The organism is Streptomyces sp. NBC_00775 (assembly GCF_036347135.1).
Taxonomy (GTDB): Bacteria; Actinomycetota; Actinomycetes; order Streptomycetales; family Streptomycetaceae; genus Streptomyces; species Streptomyces lutosisoli.
Window position 1 is genome coordinate 3084317 of the sequence record NZ_CP108938.1, and the last position, 24049, is coordinate 3108365.

Here is a 24049-nt window from a genome sequence, read left to right on the forward strand (position 1 = left end):
ATGGGGGAGCCGAGTCGGGCAGTTCGGGACGGCCGGCCGTGGCCGGGGTACTGGGCGGGGGCCGCTTGCGCGGCCGGGGTCAGACCGCTTCGGCGGTCTCGGGCAGGTCGACCAGGAGCTGGTCGGTGAGGTCGATGACCTCGGCGAGGTCACCGAAGTCGCGGGCCGCCGTGTCGACCGTCTTTCGGATACGAGTGTTCACGCGCTCGGAGCGCACCTTCTTGGCGATCGTCATCGCCTCCTTGGCCAGGACCGCACTCCGCTCGGGCTCACGCTGGAGGAGGTGCACGGTGGCCATGCCGATGAGGTTGAGTGCGTACGAACGCTGGTGTTCCGTGTCCTTGCCGAAGAGGTCTACGGCCTCCTGCATCAGGGGCTCGGCCATGGAGGCGTACGTGGGGCTGCGCCCGGCGACATAGGCCAGGTCACGGTAGGAGTGCGAGTTCTCGCCGTACAGCTCGGCCTTCGAGAAGAAGCGGATCCAGTCGGGGTCCGGGTCGTCCCACTCGTGTACGTCGGCGAAGGTGTCCTCGGCCATCCGGACGGCTCGCTTGCACTTTCCGGGCTGGCCCATGTTGGCGTAGGCGCGGGCCTCCATCGCATACAGCATCGACTGGGTACGCGGGCTCGCGCAGTCGCGGCTTCCGTACTGCGCGAGGTGGATGAGTTCCAGGGCGTCGTCGGGGCGCCCGAGGTGGATCATCTGGCGGCTCATGCTGGACAGGACGTACGAGCCGAGCGGCTTGTCGCCCGCTTCCTTGGCGGCGTGCAGGGCGAGCACGAAGTACTTCTGCGCGGTGGGCTGGAGTCCCACGTCGTAGCTCATCCAGCCCGCGAGCTCGGCCAGCTCGGCGGCGACCTTGAAGAGGCGTTTGTTGGTCGCGGCGGGCTGCGGCTCCTGGAGCAGGTCCGTCACTTCGTGCAGCTGCCCGACGACCGCCTTGCGGCGCAGACCGCCGCCGCACTGGGCGTCCCACTGCCGGAACATCACCGTGGTGGACTCCAGGAGGTCCAGCTCGGGCTTGGAGAGCCGGCCGGGCCGGCGCGCGGCGGCCGGGGACTCGGGCTCCTCGTGGGGCGCTGGGGGCGACGGCACGAGCCAGCGCTGCATGGGCTCGATGAGGGACGGGCCCGCGGAGAGGGCCAATGACGTACCGAGGAAGCCGCGGCGCGCCAGCATCAGGTCGCTGCGCGAGTACTCGCTGATCAGCGCCACGGTCTGCGGGCCCGTCCAGGGCAGGTCGACCCCGGACACGGACGGTGACTGGTGGGCGGCGCGCAGGCCGAGATCCTCGACGGCGACGACACAGCCGAACCGCTCGGAGAACAGCTCGGACAGGATCCGCGGGATCGGCTCGCGCGGGTTCTCCCCGTCCAGCCAGCGGCGCACCCGCGAGGTGTCCGTGGAAATATGGTTGGCCCCCAACTGGCGGGCCCGGCGGTTCACTTGCCGTGCGAGCTCGCCCTTCGACCAGCCGCTGCGCACGAACCACGAGCCGAGCAGCTCATTGGGGCGCTTGTCCGTGCTAGTCGCGGTCGTCCCGCTTTCGCCGTTGCCGCCCACTGGAACGCCCCCATCCCTGAGACCACTTGCACGCTGCGTGCGCCCAAGCCCTATCAGAATGCCGGTAAATACGGCCGCGCGTCCGGCAGTTCTCACCCTTCGAACGGGAAGCCGACTTGCCCTTGGCATACCCACGAGTGCACACGCCCCCAGGACTCGTGTACTCAAAGTAATCCTACGATCACCCGTCCAGCCATGGCGATTGCGGAAACGCCACCATTCGCCACCCCTTCGAATGAACTCCGGGTCGCCTGCGCGCGATTCACTTGACACATGTCGGCCGGGAGTGGGCGGAGCGATGTGCGCCGGGGCGCGTGCAGCCGAGCGCACCACCCGGGGCACCACAAAGCGCCGTCTGGACGGCGCGGCTCGGGGAAGTGGGAACACAGAGGGTCACGTTCCGCTTTCCTTACGTAACCACTGGTGCATCGGACCCGTTGGAGGGGGCATGGGCTTCACGATCGGCAGCAGTCGGGGGATGCGCGAAATCCGGCCCGGCTCGCGGCGCCGCGGCCGCTCCTCGGAGTGCACCACCGTGGCCGAGTTCACCGGGCTGTGGGGCTGGGACGTGGTCCCGGGCGCCCGAGCCGCCGCCGGGGCGTGCTCGTGCGGCAAGGCCGGCTGCCCCACGCCGGGCGCGCATCCGCTGGAGTTCGCTCCGGCGATCCCGGCCGGCGCCACGCTCGACGACGTGACCGAGGCCTGGTCCGAGTTCCCGGGCGCCGCCGTGATGCTGCCGGTCGGCCGCGCCTTCGACGTGATCGAGGTCGCCGAGCCCGCCGGGCGCCGCGCGCTCGTCCGCCTCGAACGGATGGGGCTCCCCCTCGGACCGGTCACGGCCACACCGGACGGCCGCGCCCACTTCTTCGTCGCCCCCGGCTCCGCGGCCGAGCTCCCCGAGCTGCTCTACCGCATGGGCTGGGACGACGCCTCCCTCGACCTGCACGGCCTGGGCCCCGGTACGTATGTCACGGCCCCGCCCTCCGACCGGGGCGGCCTCGGCCCGGTCCGCTGGCTGCGCTCCCCCGCACTGGACTCGGCGACGAAGCCGCCGCAGGCACGGCTGCTGCTGGGCACGCTGGCGTACGTGGCGCATCGGTCACGGGCGTAACCCGCACCGCGACGGGCCCGCATGACGAAGCGCCCGCTCCCAACTGCACCTTGGGGGCGGGCGCTTCTTCGACCACCTGCGAATGTTCGCAGGTGAGCACCTACTGTCTGTCTCTAGTAGCTGCTCACTCGCCGATAAGGGCGTCAACGAACGCCTCCGGCTCGAACGGCGCCAGATCGTCCGCGCCCTCGCCCAGACCCACCAGCTTGACCGGTACGCCCAGCTCGCGCTGCACGGCGATGACGATGCCGCCCTTGGCGGTGCCGTCGAGCTTGGTCAGCACGATGCCGGTGATGTCGACGACCTCGGCGAAGACGCGCGCCTGGACCAGGCCGTTCTGGCCGGTGGTCGCGTCGAGTACGAGCAGGATCTCGTCCAGCGGCGCGTGCTTCTCGACGACGCGCTTGACCTTGCCGAGCTCGTCCATGAGGCCGGTCTTGGTGTGGAGCCGGCCCGCGGTGTCGATGAGGACGACGTCGGCGCCCTCCTCGATGCCCTCCTTGACCGCGTCGAAGGCGATCGAGGCGGGGTCACCGCCCTCGGGGCCGCGCACGGTGCGGGCGCCCACGCGCTCGCCCCAGGTCTGCAGCTGGTCGGCGGCGGCGGCGCGGAAGGTGTCGGCGGCACCGAGCACCACGTTCTTGCCGTCGGCGACGAGCACGCGCGCGAGCTTGCCGGTGGTGGTGGTCTTGCCGGTGCCGTTGACACCGACGACCATCACGATGCCGGGAGTGTCGAGGGGCGAGTCGGTGTTGACCGCGCGGTCGAACTCGGGGACGAGGAGCTGGAGCAGCTCCTCGCGCAGCAGCGCGCGCAGTTCGTCGGGCGTCCGCGTGCCGAGCACCTTCACGCGCTCGCGCAGCCGCTCGACCAGCTCCTGGGTGGGCTGCACGCCCACGTCGGCGGTGAGGAGGGTGTCCTCGATCTCCTCCCAGGTGTCCTCGTCGAGGTGCTCGCGCGAGAGCAGCGTGAGCAGCCCCTTGCCGAGCGCGTTCTGTGAGCGGGAGAGACGGGCGCGCAGGCGTACGAGGCGCCCGGCGGTCGGCTCCGGGATCTCGATCGCGGGAGCCTCGACAACAGGCTCGGGTTCCTCGACGGCGACCGGCGCGGCCGCCGAGCCCTCGGGGAGATCCACCTCCTCGATCGTGCGGCGCGGTTCGTCGCGAGGCGTCTCGGCCTCGTCGCCGACATGCGGCTCGGCCGGAGGGGCGGTGATGTCGGGGGCGGCGGGGGGCGGCGGGGGCAGCTGCTTCCGCTTGCGACTGCCGACGACGAGCCCGCCGAGCGCGCCGATCACGACCACGGCGATGACTACAGCAAGGATGACGGTTTCCATAACGCGTCCAGTATGCGTGACCTCGCGCCCGGCCGGTCGTCGTTCCGTGTGGGGCTGCTTGCCCCGCGGGCCGGGCTGGTCCACCGCCCGGCCACGCGTCGGCGGGAAGCCTTGAAGGCGGAGTCACAACGCTCCCCAGTATCGCTTCAGAGGGGTGCGCGCAGGGCGTGTCACGGCCCATACCGTGGACCGTGACACGCCCTCGCCGCCGACATCAACGGTCGCTGACCATGGGCGCAGCCCTGGCCGTCTCCTACGGACTCAACTTCTGGCAGGCCTTGGCCGTCGGCCTCGCGGCGCCGATCCTGACGCACGGCCTGGTGGGTCTGGTCGGCATCGCGGGCAAGCGCGGCGGCGCGCCCGGCATGGCCCTGTCACGGGCCGTCTTCGGCCGGCGCGGGAATCTGCTGCCCGGCTCGCTGATCTGGATCGCGCGCTGGGGCTGGGAGACGATCAACGCGGTGACCGGCTCCTACGCGCTGCTCACCGTCCTCAGCATCCTCTTCGGCATCAAGAGCAACACGTTCCTGATCGTCGTGACGCTACTGCTCTTCGTCATCACGACCTTCGCGATCTCGGGCCTCGGCATCAACGCCGTCCGAAAGTGCAACAAGTGGGCGTCGTGCCTCTTCGGCGGCTTCACCGTGCTCGTCCTCGGCCATCTGATCGTGGACACGGACTGGGACAAGGTCTTCGGGCAGCCGGCGGGGCCGGTGTCCCTGATGATCACGGGCGCCGGGCTGATCGCGGCCGGCGGCATCAGCTGGGTGCCGTCGTCGCCGGACTTCACGCGCTACCTCCCGCGTACGGCGTCGTCCGCGGCGATCGTACGCAACTCCGTCGGCGGCGCCGGCATCGTCGTACTCCCCATGGTTCTGATGGGCGCCGTCATGGCGGTCTCCACGCCGGACCTGGCCTCGGCCGCCGACCCAGTCTCCTTCCTCGGCGAGATCCTGCCGCTGTGGATCGCGGTGCCGTATCTGCTCATCGCCCTGGTCGGCATGCTGCTGATCAACGCCATGTCGATGTACTCGGCGGGCTTCACCGCGCAGACACTCGGCTTCAAAGTGCCGCGGCACTGGGCCGTTTCGGTGAACGCCGTGATCTCGCTGGTCTTCGGCGGCGTGCTGATGCTGGCCGCGACCAGCTTCATGGGCTCGTTCATCGCCTTCCTGTCGCTGCTCGCCGTCGCTTTCTCGGCCTGGGTCGGCGTCTTCGGCGCGGACATGCTGCGCCGTGAGGAGTACGACGCCGGGGCCCTGCTCGACACCACGCCCACCAGCGCCTACTGGTACCGGGGCGGCTTCAGCCCCGCCGCGGTCGCCGCCTGGGCGGCCGGGCTCGGCTCGGGGCTGCTGTTCACCACCTCCGACTGGTTCACCGGACCGCTGGCGGCGGGCAACCCCATCGGCGAGTACGGCCTCGGCTGGGTGGCGACGATCGTGGTCTCCTTCCTGCTGTACGCCGTTCTGCCGAAGCCCGCGGTGGTCGCACCCGAGCGGCCCGAGCCCGTCAAAGAGTCCCCCGCTATGGCTGTCTGACGCACCGTCAGCTACCGTCCCCCTCCACACACGAAGGGGGGCTCCCCATGCCCGTAACGGTCGTACGCTTCAACCTCGTTGACCCCGACGCCACCCCCGCGTCGCTGAGTGCCCGCTACAAGGCGGCCGTTGAGATGGCCGCGTACGCCGACGACCGCTCCCTCACCACCGTGCAGACCGAGGAGCACCACGGCGTCGCCAACAACTGGCTGCCCTCGCCGTTCGCGTTCGCGGGCGCGGTCTTCGGGGCGACCCGGCACATCGCGGTCACCGTCTCGGCGGTCATCGGCCCGCTGCACGATCCGCTGCGTCTCGCCGAGGACATCGCCGTACTCGATCTGCTCAGCGGCGGACGGCTGGTGACGGTGGCCGGAATCGGCTACCGGCCCGAGGAGTACGCCCTCTTCGACGTGGACTGGAAGCGGCGCGGCAGGCTCCAGGACGAGCTTCTGGAGACGGTGCTGAAGGCGTGGACCGGCGAGGAGTTCACCTATCGGGGCCGTACGGTCCGGGTCACGCCGCGCCCGTTCTCGGACCCGCACCCTCTGCTGCTGGTCGGCGGTTCGTCCAAGGCCGCGGCCCGGCGCGCCGCCCGGCTCGGGCTGCCGTTCTTCCCGAGCGCGCACCTCCCGGAGCTGGAGGCGTACTACAAGGAGCGGCTCATCGAGTACGGCACCGAGGGCTGGACCATGATGCCCGCCGCCGAGACCCCGCTGCTGCACATCGCCGAGGACCCGGATCGGGCGTGGGCCGAGTACGGCAAGCACTTCCTGCACGAGGCACGGACGTACGCCTCCTGGCAGTCCGGTGACATCCGCTCGGCGGTGAAGTCGGCGGCCACGACGGTGGAGGAGCTGCGCGCCGAGGGCGTCTACCGGATCCTCACGCCCGACGCGTGCGTGGCGCAGGGCCTGGACAACTACGTGCTGCATCCGCTGTCCGGTGGGATGCCGGTCGACGAGGGCTGGCGCAGCCTGCACCTGTTCTGCGAAAACGTACTGCCCCGGCTCAACGACTCCGAGAATCTCGGAGGCTGAGCCGGGGCGGTACGTCTCTTACGAGTACGAGGAGAGGGGCAGCGGGGACTTGGCCCTTCTCCCCGCGTTTCGGGGAGCCTTGTCTGCGGGCTCCGGAGCGGGACTAGCCCATCTCCTCCAGGGCCTTGCCCTTGGTCTCCTTCACGAACTTGAGCACGAAGGGGATGGAGAGCGCGGCGAAGATCGTGTAGATCACGTAGGTCGCGGAGAGGTTCCAGTCGGCCAGCGACGGGAAGCTCGCGGTGATGGCCCAGTTGGCGATCCACTGCGCGGAGGCGGCGACGCCCAGCGCGGCGGCGCGGATCTTGTTCGGGAACATCTCGCCGAGGAAGACCCAGACCACGACGCCCCAGGAGAGGGCGAAGAAGAGGACGAACACGTGGGCGGCGATCAGGGCGACCCAGCCCTGGGTCGCCGGCAGCTTGCCGTCCACCAGGTCGAAGGAGAAGGCCCAGGCCTCGAGGCCGAGACCGATGACCATGCCGACGGAGCCGATGAGCGCGAGCGGCTTACGGCCGATCCGGTCCACGAAGATCATGGCGATCACGGTGCCGATGATGTTGATGATCGACGTGGTGAACGAGTACAGGAACGAGTCCGTCGGGTCGACGCCGACCGACTGCCACAGCGTCGAGGAGTAGTAGAACGCGACGTTGATGCCGACGAACTGCTGGAAGACCGAGAGGCCGATACCGACCCAGACGATCGGCTTGAAGAAGAAGCTGCCGCCGAGCAGGTCCTTGAAGGTCGACTTGTGCTCGCTCTTCATGGCGTGCTCGATCTCGACGACGCGGGCGTCCAGGTCGACCTTCTCGCCCTCGACCTCCTTGAGCACCTCTCGGGCGCGCTCGTCCTTGCCCACGGAGATCAGGAAGCGCGGCGACTCGGGGATCGCGAAGGAGAGCAGACCGTAGAGGACGGCCGGGACGACCATGACACCGAGCATGACCTGCCAGGCTTCGAGACCCATGACGTCGCCGCGCTGGTCGCCGCCGGCTGCGTTCAGGATGCCCCAGTTGACCAGCTGCGAGATGGCGATGCCGACGACGATCGCGGCCTGCTGGAAGGAGCCGAGACGACCGCGGTAGGCGGCCGGGGAGACCTCGGCGATGTAGGCGGGGCCGATGACGGAGGCCATGCCGATGGCGAAACCGCCGACGATGCGCCAGAAGGCGAGGTCCCACAGCGCGAAGGGCAGCGCGGAACCGACGGCGCTGATCGTGAACAGGACAGAGGAGATCTGCATGCAGCGGATACGGCCGATGCGGTCGGCTATGCGGCCCGCGGTCGCCGCGCCGATGGCGCAGCCGATCAGCGCGATGGCGATGACCTGCGCCAGCGCCGCCGAGCCGATGTCGTAGCGGCTGCGGATCGCTTCGACGGCGCCGTTGATCACGGCACTGTCGTAACCGAAGAGGAAGCCGCCCATCGCGGCCGCCGCCGCGATGAAGATGACATGCCCGAGATGTTCGGGGTGAGCCGTCCTGGCTCCTGAATTGGGTGCCTGCGCGGTGCTGGTCACGTGTAACTCCTCGGGCCACCGGCCTCGCTGCCGGGGGTGTGGGGGGCAAGCCCTTCAGGACTGGTTCAAGTGGCGCACACCAACGCGCCACCCACCACCTGAAGGTAAAAGCAACGTTGCAGAGACTATGCCTTCAAGTTTCGAAGTCAACAGTTCGCTTGCTATGAATTTTGGGCACAGTGCCGCTAGCCCTGTGTTCATTACTTGAAGTCAACGAGAAGCCCAGGTCATGACCGGTGTGGGCTACACGTATCTAGCGGAGCCGCTGACTGATGACCTTCGACACACCGTCGCCCTGCATGGAGACGCCGTACAACGCGTCGGCGACCTCCATCGTGCGCTTCTGGTGCGTGATCACGATCAGCTGCGAGGCCTCCTGGAGCTCCTGCATGATCCGGATCAGCCGCTGAAGGTTGGTGTCGTCGAGCGCGGCCTCGACCTCGTCCATCACATAGAACGGGCTGGGCCGCGCCTTGAAGATGGACACAAGGAGCGCGACGGCGGTGAGGGACCTCTCCCCGCCGGAGAGCAGGGACAGGCGCTTGACCTTCTTGCCCGGAGGCCGGGCCTCGACGTCCACACCCGTGGTGAGCATGTTGTCGGGATCGGTCAGAATCAGCCGCCCCTCCCCGCCCGGGAACAGCCGGCTGAAGACCCCCTCGAACTGCCGGGCCGTGTCCCGGTACGCCTCGGTGAAGACCTGTTCGACGCGCTCGTCGACCTCCTTCACCACCTGAAGCAGGTCGGCGCGCGTCTTCTTGAGGTCCTCCAGCTGCTCGCTGAGGAACTTGTGGCGCTCCTCCAGCGCGGCGAACTCCTCCAGCGCGAGCGGGTTGACCTTGCCGAGCTGCTGATACGCCCGTTCGGCTGACTTGAGCCGCTTCTCCTGCTCGGCGCGGTGGAACGGCCGGGGCTGGTTGCGCGGGTGCTCCGGGTCCTCGGGGAGTTCCTCGCCCTCGGCGGGGAGCGACGGCGGCACGAGCTGGTCGGGGCCGTAGTCGGCGACGAGCCCCGCCGGTTCGACACCGAGCTCCTCCAGCGCCTTCGACTCCAGCTGCTCGATGCGCATCCGCTTCTCGGCTCCGAGTACCTCGCCGCGGTGCACCGAGTCCGTGAGCTTGTCGAGCTCCGCCTTGAGGTCGCGGCCTTCGTTGCGGGCGGCGACGAGGTCCTGCTCCCTGCGGGCCTTGGCGCTGTCGGCGGCGGCCCGCTCCTCCTCGGCCCGGGTCAGCGAGACCTCGACATGCGCGAGCAGCTGGCGGGCGCCGGAGGCGACGGCCTCGGCGACCGCCGCTTCGTGCCGCAGCCGGGCCCGCCGCTGCTCGGCACGCGCGCGTGCCTCACGTTCCGCCCGTGCGGCCCGGTCGAGTCCGTCGGCCCGCCCGGCGAGTCCCTTGACCCGCTCCTCGTGCGTACGCACCTGGAGCCGGGCCTCCATCTCGGTCTGCCGTGCGTTGGCGCCGTCGGCGGCGAGCCGGTCGCGCACGGAGGTGTCGGGCTCCTCCTCGACGGGCATCTCCTCGGCCACGGCGAGCCGCTCGGCCAGCTCCTCGGCCTCCTCGACGGCCTGGTCGAGCGCCTCCTGCGCCCGCGCGGCGGCGGCCGTGCTCCGCTCGGCCTCTCCGGCAGCCCCCCGCGCCTGCCCGGCCAGCCGCCCGAGCTGCTGCGCCACGGACGACTTCTCCCGCTCGGCGGCCCGCCGCCGCTCGCCCAACTCCTCGACGAGCGCGGCACGTTCCCCGCGCAGTTCGGTGGCGAGGTGCTGAGCCTCGGTCAACTCCTCACACCGTACGGCGAGCTCTTCGAGCTCGGCCGCCGCCTCGTCCACGGACGCCTGCACTTCGAGCAGACTGGGCGCCCCGGCCGACCCACCGTGCGCGAAGTGCGCGCCGAGCAGGTCTCCCTCGGCGGTGACTGCGGTGAGTTCGGGCCGCGCATAGACGAGATCCTCGGCGTCTTCGAGGGTGCCCACGACGACGATGCCGCGCAGCAGTCGCCGTACGGCGGGCATGAGCTCGGCGGGGCCTCGGACGAGGTCGGCGGCGTGCGGGGGGCCGTCGTGGCGGGCTTGACGGGGTACGGCGCTAGTGGGGGCGTGCGCTTCTGCGCGTGTGCCCTGGCGTGCGTCGCCGGTGGGGGCGTGCGCTTCCACGTCGGCGCCTGCGCGTGTGTCGTTGGAGGGGGCATATGCATCCGCGCCTACGTCACTGGGGGCGCCGTACGGGTTCGCGCCCGCGCCCGCGTGCGCGTCCCCCGAGGCGGCGTTCGCTTCCACGCCCGCGCCCGCGCGCACGTCGCTGGTGGGGGCGTACGCATCCCTTCCGGCGCCGTCCGCCCTGCCAGGGCGCGCTTCCTGGTCCCGCTCCTCCGGCGCCCCCGCCAACAACAGTGCCGCGCGTCCCGCGTCCTGCTTGCGCAGAAGGCGGATGGCGTCGGCCGCCGAGGCGGGGGTGGTGACCGCGATGGCGTCGGCAGCCGCACCGAACGCGGCGGCCAGGGCGACCTCGAAGCCGGGGGTGACGGAGAGCAGTTCGGCCGCGGGACCCAGCAGCCCCGACAGCCGGTCCTTCGCGCCCAGCAGCGCTCCCGTGCCGTCCTTGCGGCGCAGCCCGAGGGCGAGAGCCTCGTGGCGGGCCTGGGTGGCGGCGCGTCTGCGTTCCGCCGCCGTGGCCGCCTCGCGGGCCGCCGTCAGGGCGGACTCGGCGTCGGACAGCGCCCGCTTGGCCGCCTCGTGCTGCTCGGTCAGCTCCGCATCGCCCGCGTCGAGGCCGTCGACCTCGGCCTTCAACTGCTCGTACTCCTCCTGGGCCGCGACCGCCCGCTCCTGCGCCTCGTCACGGGCGGAGGCGAGCCGGTCGATCTCGGCCTGCGCGGATGCGGCGCGCGAACGGGCGGCGTTGACCTGGCCGTTGAGGCGGGCGAGGCCCTCGCGGCGGTCGGCGATGGCGCGGGCCACGTCCTTGAGGCGACGCTCCTCGACGGCGAGCTCCCGCTCCAGTTCGGCGCGGTGCGCGACGGTGTCCTCCAGAGCGTGCTCGGCCGCCTCCAGGGCCGCTTCGAGCTCGGCCTCCTGCTCCCGGATCCGCGCGGCCTCGCGCTCCATGTCCTCGGGCTCACGTCCGCGCCGTTCCTCGGCGGGCACGGAGGTGGCGCTCTTCACGCGCGCGTCGGCCAGCGAGATCGTGCCGCGCACCCGCTCGGCGAGCTGCGAGAGCTCGTACCAGGTCTGCTGGGCGCGCTGGAGGCGCGGCGTGAGCTGCCGCACCTCGTCCTCCAGGAGAGCCTCCCGCTGGAGCGCCTTCTTCAGCTCGGCCTCCGCGGCTTCCTTGCGTTCCTTCAGCGCGGCCTCGTCGGCGATCTCGGACTGGAGCGCCCCCCGAAGCCGTACGAGATCGTCGGCGAGCAGGCGCAGACGCGCGTCGCGCAGGTCGGCCTGGATGACGGCGGCTCGGCGGGCGACGGCGGCCTGCCGGCCCAGCGGCTTGAGCTGGCGGCGCAGTTCGTCGGTGAGGTCCTGGACGCGGGCCAGGTTCGCCTGCATCGCGTCCAGCTTCCGCAGCGCCTTCTCCTTGCGCTTGCGGTGCTTGAGGACGCCCGCGGCCTCCTCGATGAACGCGCGGCGGCCCATCGGGTCGGCGTGCAGGACGGAGTCGAGCTGGCCCTGGCCGACGATGACGTGCATCTCGCGGCCGATGCCCGAGTCGGACAGCAGCTCCTGGATGTCGAGGAGGCGGCAGGTGTCACCGTTGATCTGGTACTCGCTGCCGCCGTTGCGGAACATGATCCGCGTGATGGTGACCTCGGCGTACTCGATGGGCAGCGCCCCGTCGGAGTTGTCGATGGTCAGCGACACCTCGGCCCGGCCGAGCGGCGGCCGCCCGGTGGTGCCGGCGAAGATGACGTCCTCCATCTTGCCGCCGCGCAGCGACTTGGCCCCCTGCTCGCCCATGACCCAGCTCAGGGCGTCCACGACATTGGACTTGCCCGAGCCATTGGGGCCCACAACACAGGTGATGCCCGGCTCGAACCGCAGCGTGGTCGCCGAGGCGAACGATTTGAACCCGCGCAGGGTCAGGGCCTTGAGGTGCACGCCGCCGGACTCTACCTTTCGTGCCGGTCTCACTCCATGAACGCGCGGTTTCACCCATGAACGTGCAGGGCACACCAGACGTTAAAGAGAGTGGAACAGTGCGCGGGGGAAAGAAAGAAGGGACGCCTAGCAGGCGTCCCTTGCAAATCTGACAACTTAGCGGTTGATACGGGCAGCCCAACCACTGCTGTCGTTGTGCGGTGCAGTGATCAGGTGAGCGCAGGCTCCGCCTGGGGTACGTCGATGCTCTCGAGAAGCGAGTCGTGAGAAGCGGCAGCCGCGAGCGCGTCGTTCTCAGCCTGAATCCGTACGAGCTCGGATTCGAGGTCCTGTACGCGCTGCTGGAGCCGTCGCATCTCGGCAATGAGTCGCGGGTCGGAACCGCCGACGTAACCGAGAAGCGCCTTTGCCATGATGGATGGTCCTCCACACTGAGTGACCGACCGAAGCGGTGTGGGTCGTGAGGGAATCGCACCCGCGATGCTTGACACTGCTGATGTCCTGCTGCCGTTCCACATGCCAAACAGCTAAGGTGCGCGGGGCTTTCAGCGTCTCACCAAAAAGTTTGACGGTCAACACGATCACGCCCTGTATTGGCGGGCAACCCGCTGTCGCGCGGCTCTGGAACGGCTGCGCTGCGACTCCTGCGGGACCCTCAGGGCGTAGAGATCATCGTTATCTGCGGAGCCTGCCACGACAAGCCGTTCTTGGCAACCACCAGGTCATTTCTGCTTCTGGCAGGTGCCGGTGGCATGCCATACCGCTTCCGCCTGGGGTATTCCCGCCGTCGCCGTCAGCGAATGGCGAAGCCTTCGTAGATCCCCCGGGGCGTGTCCCAGATCTCAGTGACTCCGTCTACCCGCCCGGGTGTGTCGTCCCCCTGAAGCCAATCGAGCAGGCTCTGACATTCAGTCCGAGAGCCCTCCGCGACGACCTGGACCCGTCCGTCGTCCAAATTGAGAGCAAAACCACTCAACCCGCCGATCTCCAGCGCCTTGGCCCGCGTGAACCAGCGGAAACCCACGCCCTGTACCCCTCCGCGGACCCAGACGACCAGCCGTGCAACCTCGTTCATGGGTGCACGCTAACCGGACAATGTCTCTCTGGACACTTCCTCCCCTTGCGGCATGGGGTACCGTCCCGACCCAATGAGTCTCATATGAAACTCACTCTTTCGGGTGAGGTTCGACTGAGGATCGCTGACCGCAAGATCGAGGAAGGCCCAGGAGATGGGACGCCACCGACGCTCGGCCGCCGGCCGCGCCGCCACAGGCCGCGCCACCGGGGTCACAGATACATACGTGGACGACACGGACAGCTACGGTCCGGAGAATCTGTACGGCTACGCCGCAGTCGCCGACCTCCCGCCCACGGCCGCTGCCCGCTCGCACCGCAAGCGGAAGGGCGCGACCCCCGTACGCACGGGTCTGCTCGGCGTCTCCGCGGCGGTGGCGCTGGGCACGGTCGCCGTCGCGGCCGGCGTGCTGCCCGGCAGCGACAACTACTCGCTCGGCGGCGGCAGCAGCAGCAACTCCGACAGCGTGCAGGCCGCGAGCTCCCCCTCCAGCCTGGAGACCCAGCAGGGCGGCACGTCCGGCAGCGCGGACTCCCGCGACGACACGTCGACGAGCCGTGACGCGGACCGCTCCGCCTCGCCCTCGGGGTCGGCCGCTCCCGCGACGTCGGCCGCCGCGCCGACGGCGACGGCCACCAAGGAGCCCACCGCCAAACCCAGCAAGACGAAGGACCCGAAGGCTCCGAAGCCCTCCAAGACCGCCACGAAGGCGCCGAAGACCACCGCCCCGGTGACGGTCTCCGCCGAGGCCGCGGCCGAGGCCGAGGTGCTCAAGCTCGTCAACGAGGAGCGGGCCAAGGTGGGCTGCAGCGCCGTGTCGGCGAACAGCGCCCTGTCGGACCTGGCCCAGTCCTTCAGCGAGGACATGGACGCGCGGGACTTCTTCGACCACACCGACCCGAGCGGGCTCAGCCCCTGGGACCGGGCGGCGAAGGCCGGGATCACCAGCCTGGGCGGCGAGAACATAGCCCGCGGCCAGGCCACCGCCGCGGCGGTGATGGAAGCCTGGATGAACAGCCCCGGCCACCGCGCCAACATCCTGAACTGCGACTTCAAGACCCTCGGCGTCGGAGCCCACTTCGGCTCGGGCGGCCCTTGGTGGACGCAGGACTTCGGCTACTGAGATAACCGCAGGTCAGCGCCCTATTCGCTGCCCTGGGCCGTCTCGGGGCCGTCATCCGCAGGTTCACCGTCCCTGAAGACACGATCGACGGCAGCTCGGGTACGGGTCCCGCTCGACGGCATCAGGTGCGTGTACGTACGCAGCGTGAAGCCGGGATCATGGTGTCCCAGGTACTCGCTGAGCGCCTTGATGCTCTCCCCCGCATCAAGGAGGACCGAGGCGTAGAAGTGCCTCAAGGCGTGCATGCCGTCATCGCGTCCGGTCTCGACATCCACGGCTCGAAGGGCTGGCCGCCAGACGCGGTCGTTGAAACGATTGCGATCCAGCGCCAGGCCCATGGAGCCGGTGAAGAGCAGCGATGCTTTGGCCGGCGGGCCGTCGAGGGTCTTCCACGGCAAGGTGATCTCGGTTGCCGGGAAGTTCTTCAGGTGACCGGCCAGTGCGAAGGCGACGGATTCAGGCAGAGGAACATCACGCTCCTTGCCGCCCTTCGGCGGGGCGAACACCGCCCGGTGGCGTTGGAGCAGTTTGACTTGTCGCACGACGTGCACCACCCCGCCCAGGAAGTCCACGTCTTCCACGGCCAGCCCGAATACCTCTCCCTGGCGCAGACCAAGTGCCCGCGCGAGCGCGGGCTGGCCCTTGGGCTTTGGCCCCTCTGCGCCTTCGGCGCCGGGGCCAAGCCCTGGGCCGCAGCGAGTGCGGGCCCTAGGGTCTGTTGCGAAAGTGGATCAGGAGTCGTGGTCGGTTCGGGCGGCTGTCTGGTCTGACCAGCCCCGCGACAGGGTGAGACGGCCGGATCGGAGCGCGTCGCGCTGTTCGGCCACCCATTGCTCAACCTGATCTACGGATTCCGCGGCGGGCTGGTCCGTGGTGTCGAGCAGGTGGGTGCACCATCGCCGATCGTTGGCAGTCCATCCGGTCCAGCGGTACCAGGCCATACTGGGCCAGCTGTCGTCGATGATGACGTCGGGTCGGTATCCGGGATTCTCGGCGTGCTTGCGGTGCCAGGCGGCCCAGCCGAGGAAGGCGTCGACCGCCGGAGCGTCCCATCGGTCCGAGTCGCGCTTGGTGAGCCTGCAGCGCCGGGCCTCGTCGGACACGTCGACCAGACAGACCGCGATGCCATCCAGCAACGGGGCGGAGGGGCTGGCCAGGACCTCTCCCAGCGGGGACTGCCCGGTCAGCAGGAGGTCGACTCCGCGGTCCTGGTATTCCAGCGCGCGACGCACCCACATCTCGGTCATGCGGTTTCGCCACTGGCGATCGGCGCCTTGCGGTACGCCGAGCTCGTCGAAGTCGTGCACGGCGATCCGCCCCAGCCGCTCGCCCACGGAGTAGGCGAGCGTGGTCTTGCCCGAACAGCTGGAGCCGGTCAGTTTGAGTAGCATCTCACCAGGGTGGCAGGTCAGTGGTGATGTCCTCGAAGGGTTTTCCCTGTAACCTCCCGCCCCCGCTCTGCTTGTCACAGCCACTCGTTGATGGCGGCGACCAGTACGGTCGCTTCGTAGCGGACAGCGAGTTTGTCGTATCTCGTCGCCACCGCGCGGTGCCTCTTCAGCCGGTTGATCCCGCACTCCACCGCGTGTCGCTCGCGGTAGTCGACCTTGTCGAACTTCGGCGGTCGGCCGCCACGGGAGCCGAGGTTCTTGCGATTGCGGACCTGGTCGGCCTTCTCCGGGATCGTGCAGCCGATGCCACGTCTGCGCAGGTAGGCGCGGTTCGCGCGGGAGCCGTATGCCTTATCGGCCCGCACCTTGTTCGGCCGGGTGCGCGGCCGGCCCAGACCAATCCGGGGCACCCGGATGGCCTCAAGCACCGGCTCGAACTGTGGGCTGTCATGCCGGTGACCGGCGGTGACGATAAGCGAGAGCGGCTTCTGTCCCTGCTCGACCGTCAGGTGCAACTTGGTAGTCAGCCCGCCGCGTGAACGTCCCAGGCCGTGGTCACCGTGCGGCAGGCTCGCACCACCAACAGCAACGAGTGATCAAGTGGCGGGTGTTGACGCTCGACGGCCCTGGACGTCGCCGCTCTGGCTGAAGGCATCGAGGCCCAGGCCGACGGGCACCAACACCCGTCGACGGTGGTGGCCGCCCCCGCTGCACCGCACGTTGCCGCTCTGCCTTGAGGCATCACACGCCAGGGCCTCTTAGGGCATCCGTGCGGCGCCCACGCGACCGCCACCACCATGAGCACCAGGACCGCGCACGCTGTCTAAAGCAAGGCATTGCCCACCCGGCAGCCACGAGGTGTCGCTTTCCCGGCGCTCGAACGCCCCCAGGAACTACCGCTCCTTCGGAACGCCCTTAACAAGGGATTAGGCAGCCACCATGGGGCGAGCCTCGAAGATCATGGCCCCAACGTCGTGCTTTAACGGGCAGGTCCACAGACTGCCCGACTCGCCGGAAGCTTAAGGGGCCATGATCACTCGCCCCATGGCAGCTCCCGCCCAAAGTCTCGAAGCCAACCTCTCGCCGTCGTCAACCGCAGGCCAGCGCCTTGACTGGGTCGTTGTGACTCGACCGACCTCGCGTACCGTGCGTCCGTGGACACCAACCCAGCTCGGGATCATCGCATCCACGTGGCAGCCGATCTCCCGCCTCAGGATCCCACCCAATGAATGACGACCCGATCGTGTCGGCGTACCTGGAGCACACTCGTCACCTCGTCCACAACGTCATACACGGAGACGATCCCTACGACAGTGCCCTTCACGTCATGGGGGCCACATTGGACTTCTTTCCCGCATACGAGCACGCAGGCGACGTGTACTGCCTGTGGGGCGCCCTGACCGACTGGGTTGAAGTCAAGCCGCACGAGAAAGCTCTCGCCGTAGGGCACATGGTGACCGCCGCGCGGGAATGGCTCGCGCTTGACCATGATGACGACGACGCTGTCCGCGGCTACCTCGTCAGCTGGCATGACCTTGTCGGTTACGACGGGAACGTATCGGGCGGGGGGTCGAACTGACGCACGTGAAATGTCTCTTCTAGCGAACTCGAGCCCTCCGCCGTGCCCCACTCGCGCCCGATGTCCCGTCGCATCGGAGCCATCTCTGGATCTTGGCCTGAGCTGCTGGTTCGCCAAGTGGATCGAGAACACACCTCGCCGGATTCTCAACAGGCGTGGCTTCGGCGGAATCCCTGATGACCGTCCGTCGCCCTCGGCTGGGTCGTGCACCATGGCGGGGTGATGAGCACCGAAGCAGAACCGGTCGAACACGATGACCGGTGGATCTTGAATCTCCGAGGGCGGGGCGTTGCTGGGATCACTGTCGACTACCGCCTCACGCTGGCCCTCGACGAAGGTTGGGAAGTCGTACTCGAAACGCCTGCTCGGCTCTCATCCGGGCCGGCCCACACCAATCCCGGCGTGCTTCTGGTGCCGGAGACTCAGGACGTGGCCGCAGCCCTCCCGCTCTTCGGGACGAAGGTCGTCTCTGCGGTCGCCTTCAAGTCCGGCACGCTTCGGATGGTGTTCGAGGATGGCACGCATCTGACCTGTCCAACCGATGCGGCGTTCGAGGCCTGGCAGATCACAGGACCTGGAGGATGGCGGTTCGTGTCCCTGCCAGGAGGCGACCTCGGCGTCTGGTCCGCCTCCGCAGCGAATGAGAATCCGCAAGGTCGGTCTGCAGAGCATTGAGAATCTGCCAGCTGGAGTGCGACGGGACACCCGATCAGGCGGGGAATCAGAGGGAACAGCGGTCGCCAGTGGTCACCGGGTACGAGAACGACCCCTGACTGATTTACCTGGTCAGGGGACGTTCACCTGCGGTGGGCGTGGGATTTGAACCCACGGTGACATCGCTGCCACGACGGTCTTCAAGACTGCCCCCTGGTCTCACCGCGGCAGATCGAGGTGCGCGAGCAGGCGCAGCACACCGGCGAGGTGATCGAGATCGTGCCACAGGGCGATGACGTCCTCTGGGGCGCGCCGCACAAGCGCCCCGATCTCAGCGACATCGTCGCTGACCTGTCCGCAGTCAAGCTGCGTCGGCGTTTTGCTCATATCGAACACGGCTGCAAGGTCGAGGCTCCAGTAGTAGTCCACGGGCAACTCGGAGAGGTTCACCTCATTACCGAACCGGCGTTCCGCCTCGTCCAGGAGTACGGAACAGGCTCGCCGGAGATCGGCCATCCTCAGTACGTGTTCGCTCTGCGTCATACACGCGATGATGCCGGAGCACGTCAGCGGCACTCCGCCGATCGCGCACCGACCAACCTGTGTGCTGTACAGCAGTGAAGTACAGCAACCGGCACGACCGCAGGAGACCATTACTGGCTCACGGTGACCGACTAAACAGCCCAGCAGACCTCAGCGACCGCTGTGCCCATAGTTCGCATCGAGGGGGCGCGAGTGGTGGCCGTGGACCCCGCCGACCGTGTGGCTTCGCCATTCAGCATGGCCGCTAGGGTGCGGAGTGGGGTGATCGAGTGCACGAAAGTCTGCCGGTTGAGAATGCGGGGAGTGCCCCGCTGTGCCTCTTCATTGAGCCGTACGGTGAGGACTTCTGGCTTGAACCGGGTGATGCCGTCACCGTCTCGGCGGTCGACGACGGCATCAACGTCCAGTTCGCGGTAACCCTTGCGGCCGAGCTGGTCAGCGTGTGGCTCTATGAGGACGGCGACCCCTACAGGGTCGTTTCGGAATCCCAGGTGATCGATGCGGCTGGCAAACCGTTGACGTGTGGACACCAGCGTCACGACCGGCGAATCCCCGGACCGTTCATGCCGCGGGGTGTCAAGCCGGATGCTTCTCCTGACATCAGCGTCTGACACCAACAAGTGCGAACCGCAACGGTCAACGCCGAAGCTCAGCGGTTAGCCATCAGGGGTCCGGAGCGGGTTAAGAGTGGTCCCAGAGCTCCCGTGATCGACCTGATAAGGATGAGGCCAGACCGCAAGGTCTGCGGACAGCGGGAGCATCGTCCTTACAAGACGCTTCTTCGGGGGTGCGGGGTCCGGAACACAGTGCTGGACAGCCGCAGCGCTGGCCTCGATCATCGACCGGTGATCGAGGACGAGATTGTGGAACGGGTCCGGGCCTACGCGCGAGCCCATGAGCTGCCGCCGCCCGCGCCTCCGCAGGCGGCCGCCGAGCTCGAGGCCATCGTGGGGTACCCCATACCGCCTTTGCTGCGACGCTTGTATCTGGAGGTCGCCAACGGCGGCTTCGGCCCCGACGGGAGCATCCTGTCCCTGACCGACACGGGCAAGGGGTACAGCGGTGAGGAGTCGCTGCTCCAACTCGCGCGCGACTGGTCTCCGACCTCCGAGCCAGAGATTCCGCAGCCGCTCCATGTGCCGCCCCTGATGACATTGGGCTGCGCGATCTGGTGGCACGTCGACTTCAGCACACCAGAGGGCCGCATGTGGGGTTGGGACCCGAACACGCGCTGCGAGCGCCATTGCTTCTTCATCGAGCGGTTCACCCTGGCGCAGTGGCTGGCGGACTGGCTGGAGGGCAACCGCACCTTCCCAAATCCGCCTGTGGCGGACTGCCCCGGCTGCTGAAGGACTGCTTTATTCGCATCGAGGAGCTATGGCACGACCCCAGGCCGTGCCACTCTCGTGCCAGAACAGACGGGGACTCACGGGGACTCGGGGTTCGCCGGGGCCAATTCGGCTGGCGTCCGCCCAAGGTAGGTATCCGCTGGTCACGTCCGTGATCGCCCAACCTCGCTCCTAAAGCGGTGGTCCGCACCTGGCGGGTGAGATCATCCGAGGATGGCAGACGCGCAACTTCCCCCAGGCTGGACCCTCCAGCGGATCCGCGACGTATCCGGAGACCGGGAGGCTATCGCGCTGGATCCAAACCGGGCAGTGCAGTGGGTGGCCGGCGCCGGAGCCCCGGAAAGGCTGCGCCCAGAGATCATTCTCGGGTTCCACAGTCTGTGCCTCGTGAAGCCTGTTCAAGACGACGACTGGTACATGGGAAGCCTGTACGACGACGGCAGCATCGACTGTTGGACAGCCTACGACGATCTGTACGAGGCACTACGCGGTCTGTAGCGGCATACGGGCTGGACACCCGGCGCCATGACTCATGACAGCCGGGGCCGTCTCCGGGCCGTCCGAGGGTGCTCAACGACGACCGACGCTGACAACCTTCGACAGCTAAGTCGCAGGTCGCAGCGTTGGTCGATTGCAGGGGCGCAGGTCAGAGAATCGGCCCCTCACTTCTTCGGCTACTAGGCCGAGGGCCGCGCAGCGCCTCGACAGGGTTCAACACGGCTCAACACGCGAAGGCCGCGCCCACCCGGAAAGGGCGAGCGCGGCCTTTTCGTGAGCGGCCCTTTTCGTGGGCGGCTCATTCGCAAGCACGTAAACGCTTGCGTAAGCGTTTACGCAAACGTTTACGTAAACGCTTACGCGGCCACCTCGGCCACAGCCGCCCGCCCCAGCGCGAACACCCGTGCCGTCTCCGCGATCCGGCGGCCGAGGTGCTCGGCGGTGGCGATGTCGGCCTTGTGCACGGTCTCGGGGCCCTCGTCGACGTTGGTCTGGGCGGCGGCGCCGGCGAAGACGCCGAGGCGGTTGAGGTCGTGCTCGGAGGCGGTGCTGCTGTTCCAGCCGGGGTGCAGACCGAGGTTGATCCAGTTCATGCCGTGCTGCGCGGCCAGGATCTGGAAGAACTGCAGGGTGTGCAGCTTGTCGCCGCTCTTGGAGCCGGAGTTGGTGAACCCGGCGGCGAGCTTGTCCTTCCAGTCCTGCCCGAACCAGCGCTTCGAGGACGCCTCGGCGAAGACGTGGAAGGCACCCGAAGCGGTGCCCATGTAGGTCGGGGAGCCGAAGACGATCGCGTCCGAGGCGTCGAGCAGCTCCCACTGCGCGTCGGTGATCTCGTCGACGTTGACCAGGTGGACCTGGGCGCCGGCCTCGACGGCACCGGAGCGGACGGCTTCGGCGAGGACGGCGGTGTGACCGTAGCCGGAGTGGTAGGCGATGGAGATGACGGGGGTGCTCACGCTGGGAACTCCTCAAGGTGGGGACGACAAACCAAAGGAAAGCACTAACTTCTAGTTAGTGCAACCTATTGGTTAGCGCTGCGCCCGAGTATGCTCCCTGTATGGAGACCACCGTGCAGACCGCCGAGAGCGGTGAGTGTCAGGACCTCGCGTACAACGTGTTCGCGCGCAGCTGCCCGTCCCGGGGCACGCTGGAGCACGTCACCGGGCGCTGGGGCGCGCTGACGCTCGGAGCGCTGCACGAGGGCACGTTCCGCTTCAACGAGCTGCGCCGCCGGGTCGACGGCGTCAGCGAGAAGATGCTCTCCCAGACGCTGCACGCGCTGGAGCGCGACGGTCTGGTGCACCGCGACGCGCAGCCCACGAATCCGCCGCGCGTCGACTACCGGCTCACGCCGCTGGGCCGCGAGGTCTCCGAGCGTCTGCTGACGCTCATCACCTTCGTCGAGGGCCACATGGACAACGTCCTGGAGGCCCGCGAGCGCTACGACAAGACGCGCGAGGACTGACTCCTCAGGACGACTCCTCAGGACTACGGCGTGACGCGCGGCGCCCTCTGGCACTTCGGGCAGAAGTAGCTGGACCGGTTCATCCAGGCGCGCCGCCGCATCGGCGTCCCGCACCGCCGGCAGGGCTCGCCCTCGCGCCCGTACGCGTCGAGCGAGCGGTCGAAGTAGCCCGACTCCCCGTTGACGTTGACGTACAGGCTGTCGAAGCTCGTGCCGCCGGCGGCGAGGGCGTCGTTCATGACGTCGCGGATGTGGCCGAGGAGTTCGGTGGTGCGCGGCCGGGTCATGGTGCCCGTGGGGCGTTCGTAGTGCAGCTTGGAGCGCCAGAGCGCCTCGTCCGCGTAGATATTGCCGACCCCGCTGATCAGTGACTGGTCGAGCAGGGCGCGCTTGATCGTCGTACGGCGGGCGCGCAGGGCCGTGGGGAACGCGGCGTCGTCGAAGAGGGGGTCGAGCGGGTCGCGTGCGATGTGTGCGATGACGTCCGGGAGTCCGTCGGGGGTGTTCTCGTGCAGGGAGAGCCCGCCGAAGGTGCGCTGGTCGACGAAGCGGAGTTCGGTGCCGAGGGCGTCGTCGAAGCGGACGCGGATGCGCAGGTGCTTCTCGTCCGGGGCGTCCTCCGGCTGTACCAGGAGCTGGCCGCTCATGCCGAGGTGCGCGAGCACGGAGTACGGGGAGTCGTCGAGCGGCAGCCACAGATACTTGCCGCGTCGCATGGCCTCTCCCACGCGCTGCCCGGCCAGGGCCTTCGCGAAGCCCTCGGGCCCCGCCAGATGCCGCCGCACGGCCCGCGGATGCCGTACCTCGACCGTCTTCACGACCCGCCCGCTGACCCAGCGCTCCAGGCCCCGCCGCACGACTTCGACCTCGGGCAACTCGGGCACGGGACTCCTCCGGAGGGGCGGGGGTACAGGGCTTTGCCCGCAGCGTACCGCCGTGGCCCCATCGCCCATCCTCCGGTACGGCTCCCCCAGTTGCCGCACGCGTCGACCGCAGGCGTAGCGGGGACCGAACCGTCGTTCACGGCCGGCCCGCGTCCGCTCTGCGGTACGAGCCCCTCAACACACGAACCCCGTCGCGGCGCGGGCGCTGCGACGGGGTTCGTGTGGTGGTGAAGGAATCAGGCCGTGGCCGTGTCGCTCGTCGGGGCCGAGGGGGTGTCGGCGGTCCCCTCGGTGGCCTCGGCCGCCTGTTCGGCGGCCTGAGCCGCCTGCTCGGCGGCCTTGGCCGACTTCGCGCGTTCGTCCGCGGCGGAACGGATCGCACGCCACGCGGACTCCGCGGCCTGCTGCTCCGCCTCCTTCTTGCTGCGGCCGGTGCCGGTGCCGTACGAGACGCCTCCGACGCGGGCGGCAGCAGTAAAGGTCTTCTCGTGGTCCGGGCCGGTCTCCGAGACCAGGTACTCGGGCACGCCGAGCCCCTCGGTCGCGGTGAGCTCCTGGAGACTGGTCTTCCAGTCCAGGCCCGCTCCCAGATTCGAGGACTTCTCGATCAGCGGGTCGAAGAGCCGGTGGACGAGCTCGCCCGCCGCGTCCAGACCCTGGTCGAGATAGACCGCGCCGATCACCGCTTCAAGGGTGTCGGCGAGGATGGATGCCTTGTCCCGGCCTCCCGTGCCTTCCTCGCCCCGGCCGAGCCGGATGAAGGAGCCGAGTTCGAGCCCGCGGCCCACCTCGGCCAGCGCACGAGAATTGACCACCGCGGCCCGCAACTTGGCCAGCTGGCCTTCGGGCAGGTCGGGGTGGGTGCGGTACAGCGTGTCCGTGACCACGAGGCCGAGCACGGAGTCCCCGAGGAACTCCAGACGCTCGTTGGTCGGCAGACCGCCGTTCTCGTACGCGTAGGAACGGTGGGTCAGCGCACGCACCAGAAGGGCGGACTCGAGCTTGTACCCGAGCCGCCCTTCCAGAAGCGTGTGGGACGAGGCTGTGTTGTCCGCCTTTTTCTTGGCGTTTGAGTCCGCCTTGGCGTCAGACATCAGACCTCTCACCAGCCGCTCAGACCTCGAGGACCTGGCGCTTGTTGTAGGTGCCGCAAGCGGGGCACGCGATGTGCTGCAGCTTGGGCTCGTGGCAGCGCTCGCACGCAACCAGGGTGGGGACCGCAGCCTTCCACTGCGACCGGCGGTGGCGCGTGTTGCTGCGCGACATCTTCCGCTTCGGAACAGCCAC

Annotated in this window: 21 protein-coding genes and 2 pseudogenes; 9 read left to right on the plus strand and 14 right to left on the minus strand. The window is 68.7% G+C overall.

Features of this window, described 5'->3' with window-relative positions; genetic code table 11:
* Nucleotides 1-79: 79 nt before the first annotated feature.
* Nucleotides 80-1564 carry a transcriptional repressor NsdA gene (gene nsdA, locus OIC96_RS13680; RefSeq protein ID WP_330307566.1) on the minus strand — a complete coding sequence of 495 codons (1485 nt, stop codon included), beginning with the start codon at nucleotides 1562-1564 and terminating at the stop codon, nucleotides 80-82.
* A 448-nt stretch (nucleotides 1565-2012) separates the two neighbouring features.
* Here nsdA and OIC96_RS13685 point away from each other — a divergent pair, with 448 nt between their 5' ends.
* Complete coding sequence (locus OIC96_RS13685; protein ID WP_330307565.1) at nucleotides 2013-2675, plus strand: bifunctional DNA primase/polymerase; 663 nt, start codon at nucleotides 2013-2015, stop codon at nucleotides 2673-2675.
* A gap of 124 nt (nucleotides 2676-2799) precedes the next feature.
* Here the strand turns inward: OIC96_RS13685 and ftsY are convergent, their stop codons facing one another.
* Nucleotides 2800-4011 carry a signal recognition particle-docking protein FtsY gene (gene ftsY / locus OIC96_RS13690; RefSeq protein ID WP_330307564.1) on the minus strand — a complete coding sequence of 404 codons (1212 nt, stop codon included), beginning with the start codon at nucleotides 4009-4011 and terminating at the stop codon, nucleotides 2800-2802.
* Between the two features lie 167 nt (nucleotides 4012-4178).
* Here ftsY and OIC96_RS13695 point away from each other — a divergent pair, with 167 nt between their 5' ends.
* Together OIC96_RS13695 and OIC96_RS13700 are read left to right on the plus strand one after the other, a co-directional pair.
* The gene (locus OIC96_RS13695) at nucleotides 4179-5552 is read left to right on the plus strand and encodes a cytosine permease (protein ID WP_406502124.1); all 1374 of its coding nucleotides are present in this window, start codon (nucleotides 4179-4181) and stop codon (nucleotides 5550-5552) included.
* Nucleotides 5553-5599: 47 nt separating this feature from the next.
* Entirely contained in the window at nucleotides 5600-6589 is a 990-nt protein-coding gene (locus OIC96_RS13700) for an LLM class flavin-dependent oxidoreductase (protein ID WP_330307563.1), read from the plus strand.
* A gap of 103 nt (nucleotides 6590-6692) precedes the next feature.
* Here OIC96_RS13700 and OIC96_RS13705 read toward each other — a convergent pair whose 3' ends face one another.
* The 4 genes from OIC96_RS13705 to OIC96_RS13720 all read right to left on the minus strand — a co-directional run bounded on the left by OIC96_RS13705 (nucleotide 6693) and on the right by OIC96_RS13720 (nucleotide 13276).
* Nucleotides 6693-8111, minus strand: a complete 1419-nt coding sequence (locus tag OIC96_RS13705) for a sugar porter family MFS transporter (protein WP_330307562.1) — start codon at nucleotides 8109-8111, stop codon at nucleotides 6693-6695.
* A gap of 253 nt (nucleotides 8112-8364) precedes the next feature.
* A complete protein-coding gene (locus OIC96_RS13710; RefSeq protein ID WP_330307561.1) occupies nucleotides 8365-12201 on the minus strand; it encodes an AAA family ATPase in 3837 nt (1278 codons plus the stop codon).
* Between the two features lie 209 nt (nucleotides 12202-12410).
* Complete coding sequence (locus OIC96_RS13715) at nucleotides 12411-12614, minus strand: hypothetical protein (protein WP_028802434.1); 204 nt, start codon at nucleotides 12612-12614, stop codon at nucleotides 12411-12413.
* Between the two features lie 380 nt (nucleotides 12615-12994).
* Nucleotides 12995-13276 carry an acylphosphatase gene (locus OIC96_RS13720; protein ID WP_330307560.1) on the minus strand — a complete coding sequence of 94 codons (282 nt, stop codon included), beginning with the start codon at nucleotides 13274-13276 and terminating at the stop codon, nucleotides 12995-12997.
* A gap of 154 nt (nucleotides 13277-13430) precedes the next feature.
* Here OIC96_RS13720 and OIC96_RS13725 point away from each other — a divergent pair, with 154 nt between their 5' ends.
* The gene (locus OIC96_RS13725) at nucleotides 13431-14399 is read left to right on the plus strand and encodes a CAP domain-containing protein (protein ID WP_330307559.1); all 969 of its coding nucleotides are present in this window, start codon (nucleotides 13431-13433) and stop codon (nucleotides 14397-14399) included.
* A 20-nt stretch (nucleotides 14400-14419) separates the two neighbouring features.
* On the opposite strand, the pseudogene OIC96_RS13730 reads toward OIC96_RS13725, so the two are convergent.
* The 3 genes and pseudogenes from OIC96_RS13730 to OIC96_RS13740 all read right to left on the minus strand — a co-directional run.
* Nucleotides 14420-15025: pseudogene (locus OIC96_RS13730) on the minus strand (tyrosine-type recombinase/integrase); the annotation flags it as partial.
* A gap of 105 nt (nucleotides 15026-15130) precedes the next feature.
* Complete coding sequence (locus OIC96_RS13735) at nucleotides 15131-15790, minus strand: hypothetical protein (RefSeq protein ID WP_330307558.1); 660 nt, start codon at nucleotides 15788-15790, stop codon at nucleotides 15131-15133.
* A gap of 74 nt (nucleotides 15791-15864) precedes the next feature.
* Nucleotides 15865-16350: pseudogene (locus OIC96_RS13740) on the minus strand (IS5 family transposase); the annotation flags it as partial.
* Between the two features lie 665 nt (nucleotides 16351-17015).
* Here OIC96_RS13740 and OIC96_RS13745 point away from each other — a divergent pair.
* Both OIC96_RS13745 and OIC96_RS13750 read left to right on the plus strand, forming a co-directional pair.
* On the plus strand, nucleotides 17016-17369 hold the full coding sequence (locus OIC96_RS13745; RefSeq protein ID WP_330307557.1) for a hypothetical protein: 354 nt from the start codon (nucleotides 17016-17018) through the stop codon (nucleotides 17367-17369).
* 222 nt (nucleotides 17370-17591) lie between these two features.
* Nucleotides 17592-18044, plus strand: a complete 453-nt coding sequence (locus OIC96_RS13750) for a DUF6188 family protein (RefSeq protein WP_330307556.1) — start codon at nucleotides 17592-17594, stop codon at nucleotides 18042-18044.
* A 198-nt stretch (nucleotides 18045-18242) separates the two neighbouring features.
* On the opposite strand, the gene OIC96_RS13755 is transcribed toward OIC96_RS13750, so the two are convergent.
* Nucleotides 18243-18566 carry a hypothetical protein gene (locus OIC96_RS13755; protein ID WP_330307555.1) on the minus strand — a complete coding sequence of 108 codons (324 nt, stop codon included), beginning with the start codon at nucleotides 18564-18566 and terminating at the stop codon, nucleotides 18243-18245.
* Nucleotides 18567-18835: 269 nt separating this feature from the next.
* Between OIC96_RS13755 and OIC96_RS13760 the strand changes: the two genes are divergently transcribed.
* A complete protein-coding gene (locus OIC96_RS13760; RefSeq protein ID WP_330307554.1) occupies nucleotides 18836-19177 on the plus strand; it encodes a hypothetical protein in 342 nt (113 codons plus the stop codon).
* Nucleotides 19178-19411: 234 nt separating this feature from the next.
* Nucleotides 19412-19915 carry an SMI1/KNR4 family protein gene (locus OIC96_RS13765; RefSeq protein ID WP_330307553.1) on the plus strand — a complete coding sequence of 168 codons (504 nt, stop codon included), beginning with the start codon at nucleotides 19412-19414 and terminating at the stop codon, nucleotides 19913-19915.
* 854 nt (nucleotides 19916-20769) lie between these two features.
* Here OIC96_RS13765 and OIC96_RS13770 read toward each other — a convergent pair.
* Complete coding sequence (locus tag OIC96_RS13770; RefSeq protein WP_327432012.1) at nucleotides 20770-21369, minus strand: flavodoxin family protein; 600 nt, start codon at nucleotides 21367-21369, stop codon at nucleotides 20770-20772.
* A 101-nt stretch (nucleotides 21370-21470) separates the two neighbouring features.
* Here OIC96_RS13770 and OIC96_RS13775 point away from each other — a divergent pair, with 101 nt between their 5' ends.
* Nucleotides 21471-21878, plus strand: coding sequence for a winged helix-turn-helix transcriptional regulator (locus OIC96_RS13775; RefSeq protein WP_330307552.1), 408 nt, complete (start codon nucleotides 21471-21473; stop codon nucleotides 21876-21878).
* A 23-nt stretch (nucleotides 21879-21901) separates the two neighbouring features.
* Here the strand turns inward: OIC96_RS13775 and mutM are convergent, their stop codons facing one another.
* From mutM to rpmF, 3 genes are all read right to left on the minus strand, one after another.
* Nucleotides 21902-22762: a bifunctional DNA-formamidopyrimidine glycosylase/DNA-(apurinic or apyrimidinic site) lyase gene (gene mutM / locus OIC96_RS13780; RefSeq protein WP_330307551.1), complete on the minus strand. Its 861-nt coding sequence runs from the start codon at nucleotides 22760-22762 to the stop codon at nucleotides 21902-21904.
* Nucleotides 22763-22998: 236 nt separating this feature from the next.
* A complete protein-coding gene (gene rnc, locus OIC96_RS13785) occupies nucleotides 22999-23856 on the minus strand; it encodes a ribonuclease III (RefSeq protein ID WP_330307550.1) in 858 nt (285 codons plus the stop codon).
* Nucleotides 23857-23875: 19 nt separating this feature from the next.
* A complete protein-coding gene (gene rpmF / locus OIC96_RS13790) occupies nucleotides 23876-24049 on the minus strand; it encodes a 50S ribosomal protein L32 (protein WP_006139588.1) in 174 nt (57 codons plus the stop codon).

Bases quoted from the DNA above. Each gene is read 5' to 3' on its own strand.
- OIC96_RS13685 (WP_330307565.1), top strand. From the start codon at position 2,013: ATGGGCTTCACGATCGGCAGCAGTCGGGGGATGCGCGAAATCCGGCCC.
- ftsY (WP_330307564.1), bottom strand. From the start codon at position 4,011: ATGGAAACCGTCATCCTTGCTGTAGTCATCGCCGTGGTCGTGATCGGC.
- OIC96_RS13700 (WP_330307563.1), top strand. From the start codon at position 5,600: ATGCCCGTAACGGTCGTACGCTTCAACCTCGTTGACCCCGACGCCACC.
- OIC96_RS13715 (WP_028802434.1), bottom strand. From the start codon at position 12,614: ATGGCAAAGGCGCTTCTCGGTTACGTCGGCGGTTCCGACCCGCGACTC.
- OIC96_RS13720 (WP_330307560.1), bottom strand. From the start codon at position 13,276: ATGAACGAGGTTGCACGGCTGGTCGTCTGGGTCCGCGGAGGGGTACAG.
- OIC96_RS13725 (WP_330307559.1), top strand. From the start codon at position 13,431: ATGGGACGCCACCGACGCTCGGCCGCCGGCCGCGCCGCCACAGGCCGC.
- OIC96_RS13735 (WP_330307558.1), bottom strand. From the start codon at position 15,790: ATGCTACTCAAACTGACCGGCTCCAGCTGTTCGGGCAAGACCACGCTC.
- OIC96_RS13745 (WP_330307557.1), top strand. From the start codon at position 17,016: ATGAATGACGACCCGATCGTGTCGGCGTACCTGGAGCACACTCGTCAC.
- OIC96_RS13750 (WP_330307556.1), top strand. From the start codon at position 17,592: ATGAGCACCGAAGCAGAACCGGTCGAACACGATGACCGGTGGATCTTG.
- OIC96_RS13755 (WP_330307555.1), bottom strand. From the start codon at position 18,566: ATGACGCAGAGCGAACACGTACTGAGGATGGCCGATCTCCGGCGAGCC.
- OIC96_RS13775 (WP_330307552.1), top strand. From the start codon at position 21,471: ATGGAGACCACCGTGCAGACCGCCGAGAGCGGTGAGTGTCAGGACCTC.
- rnc (WP_330307550.1), bottom strand. From the start codon at position 23,856: ATGTCTGACGCCAAGGCGGACTCAAACGCCAAGAAAAAGGCGGACAAC.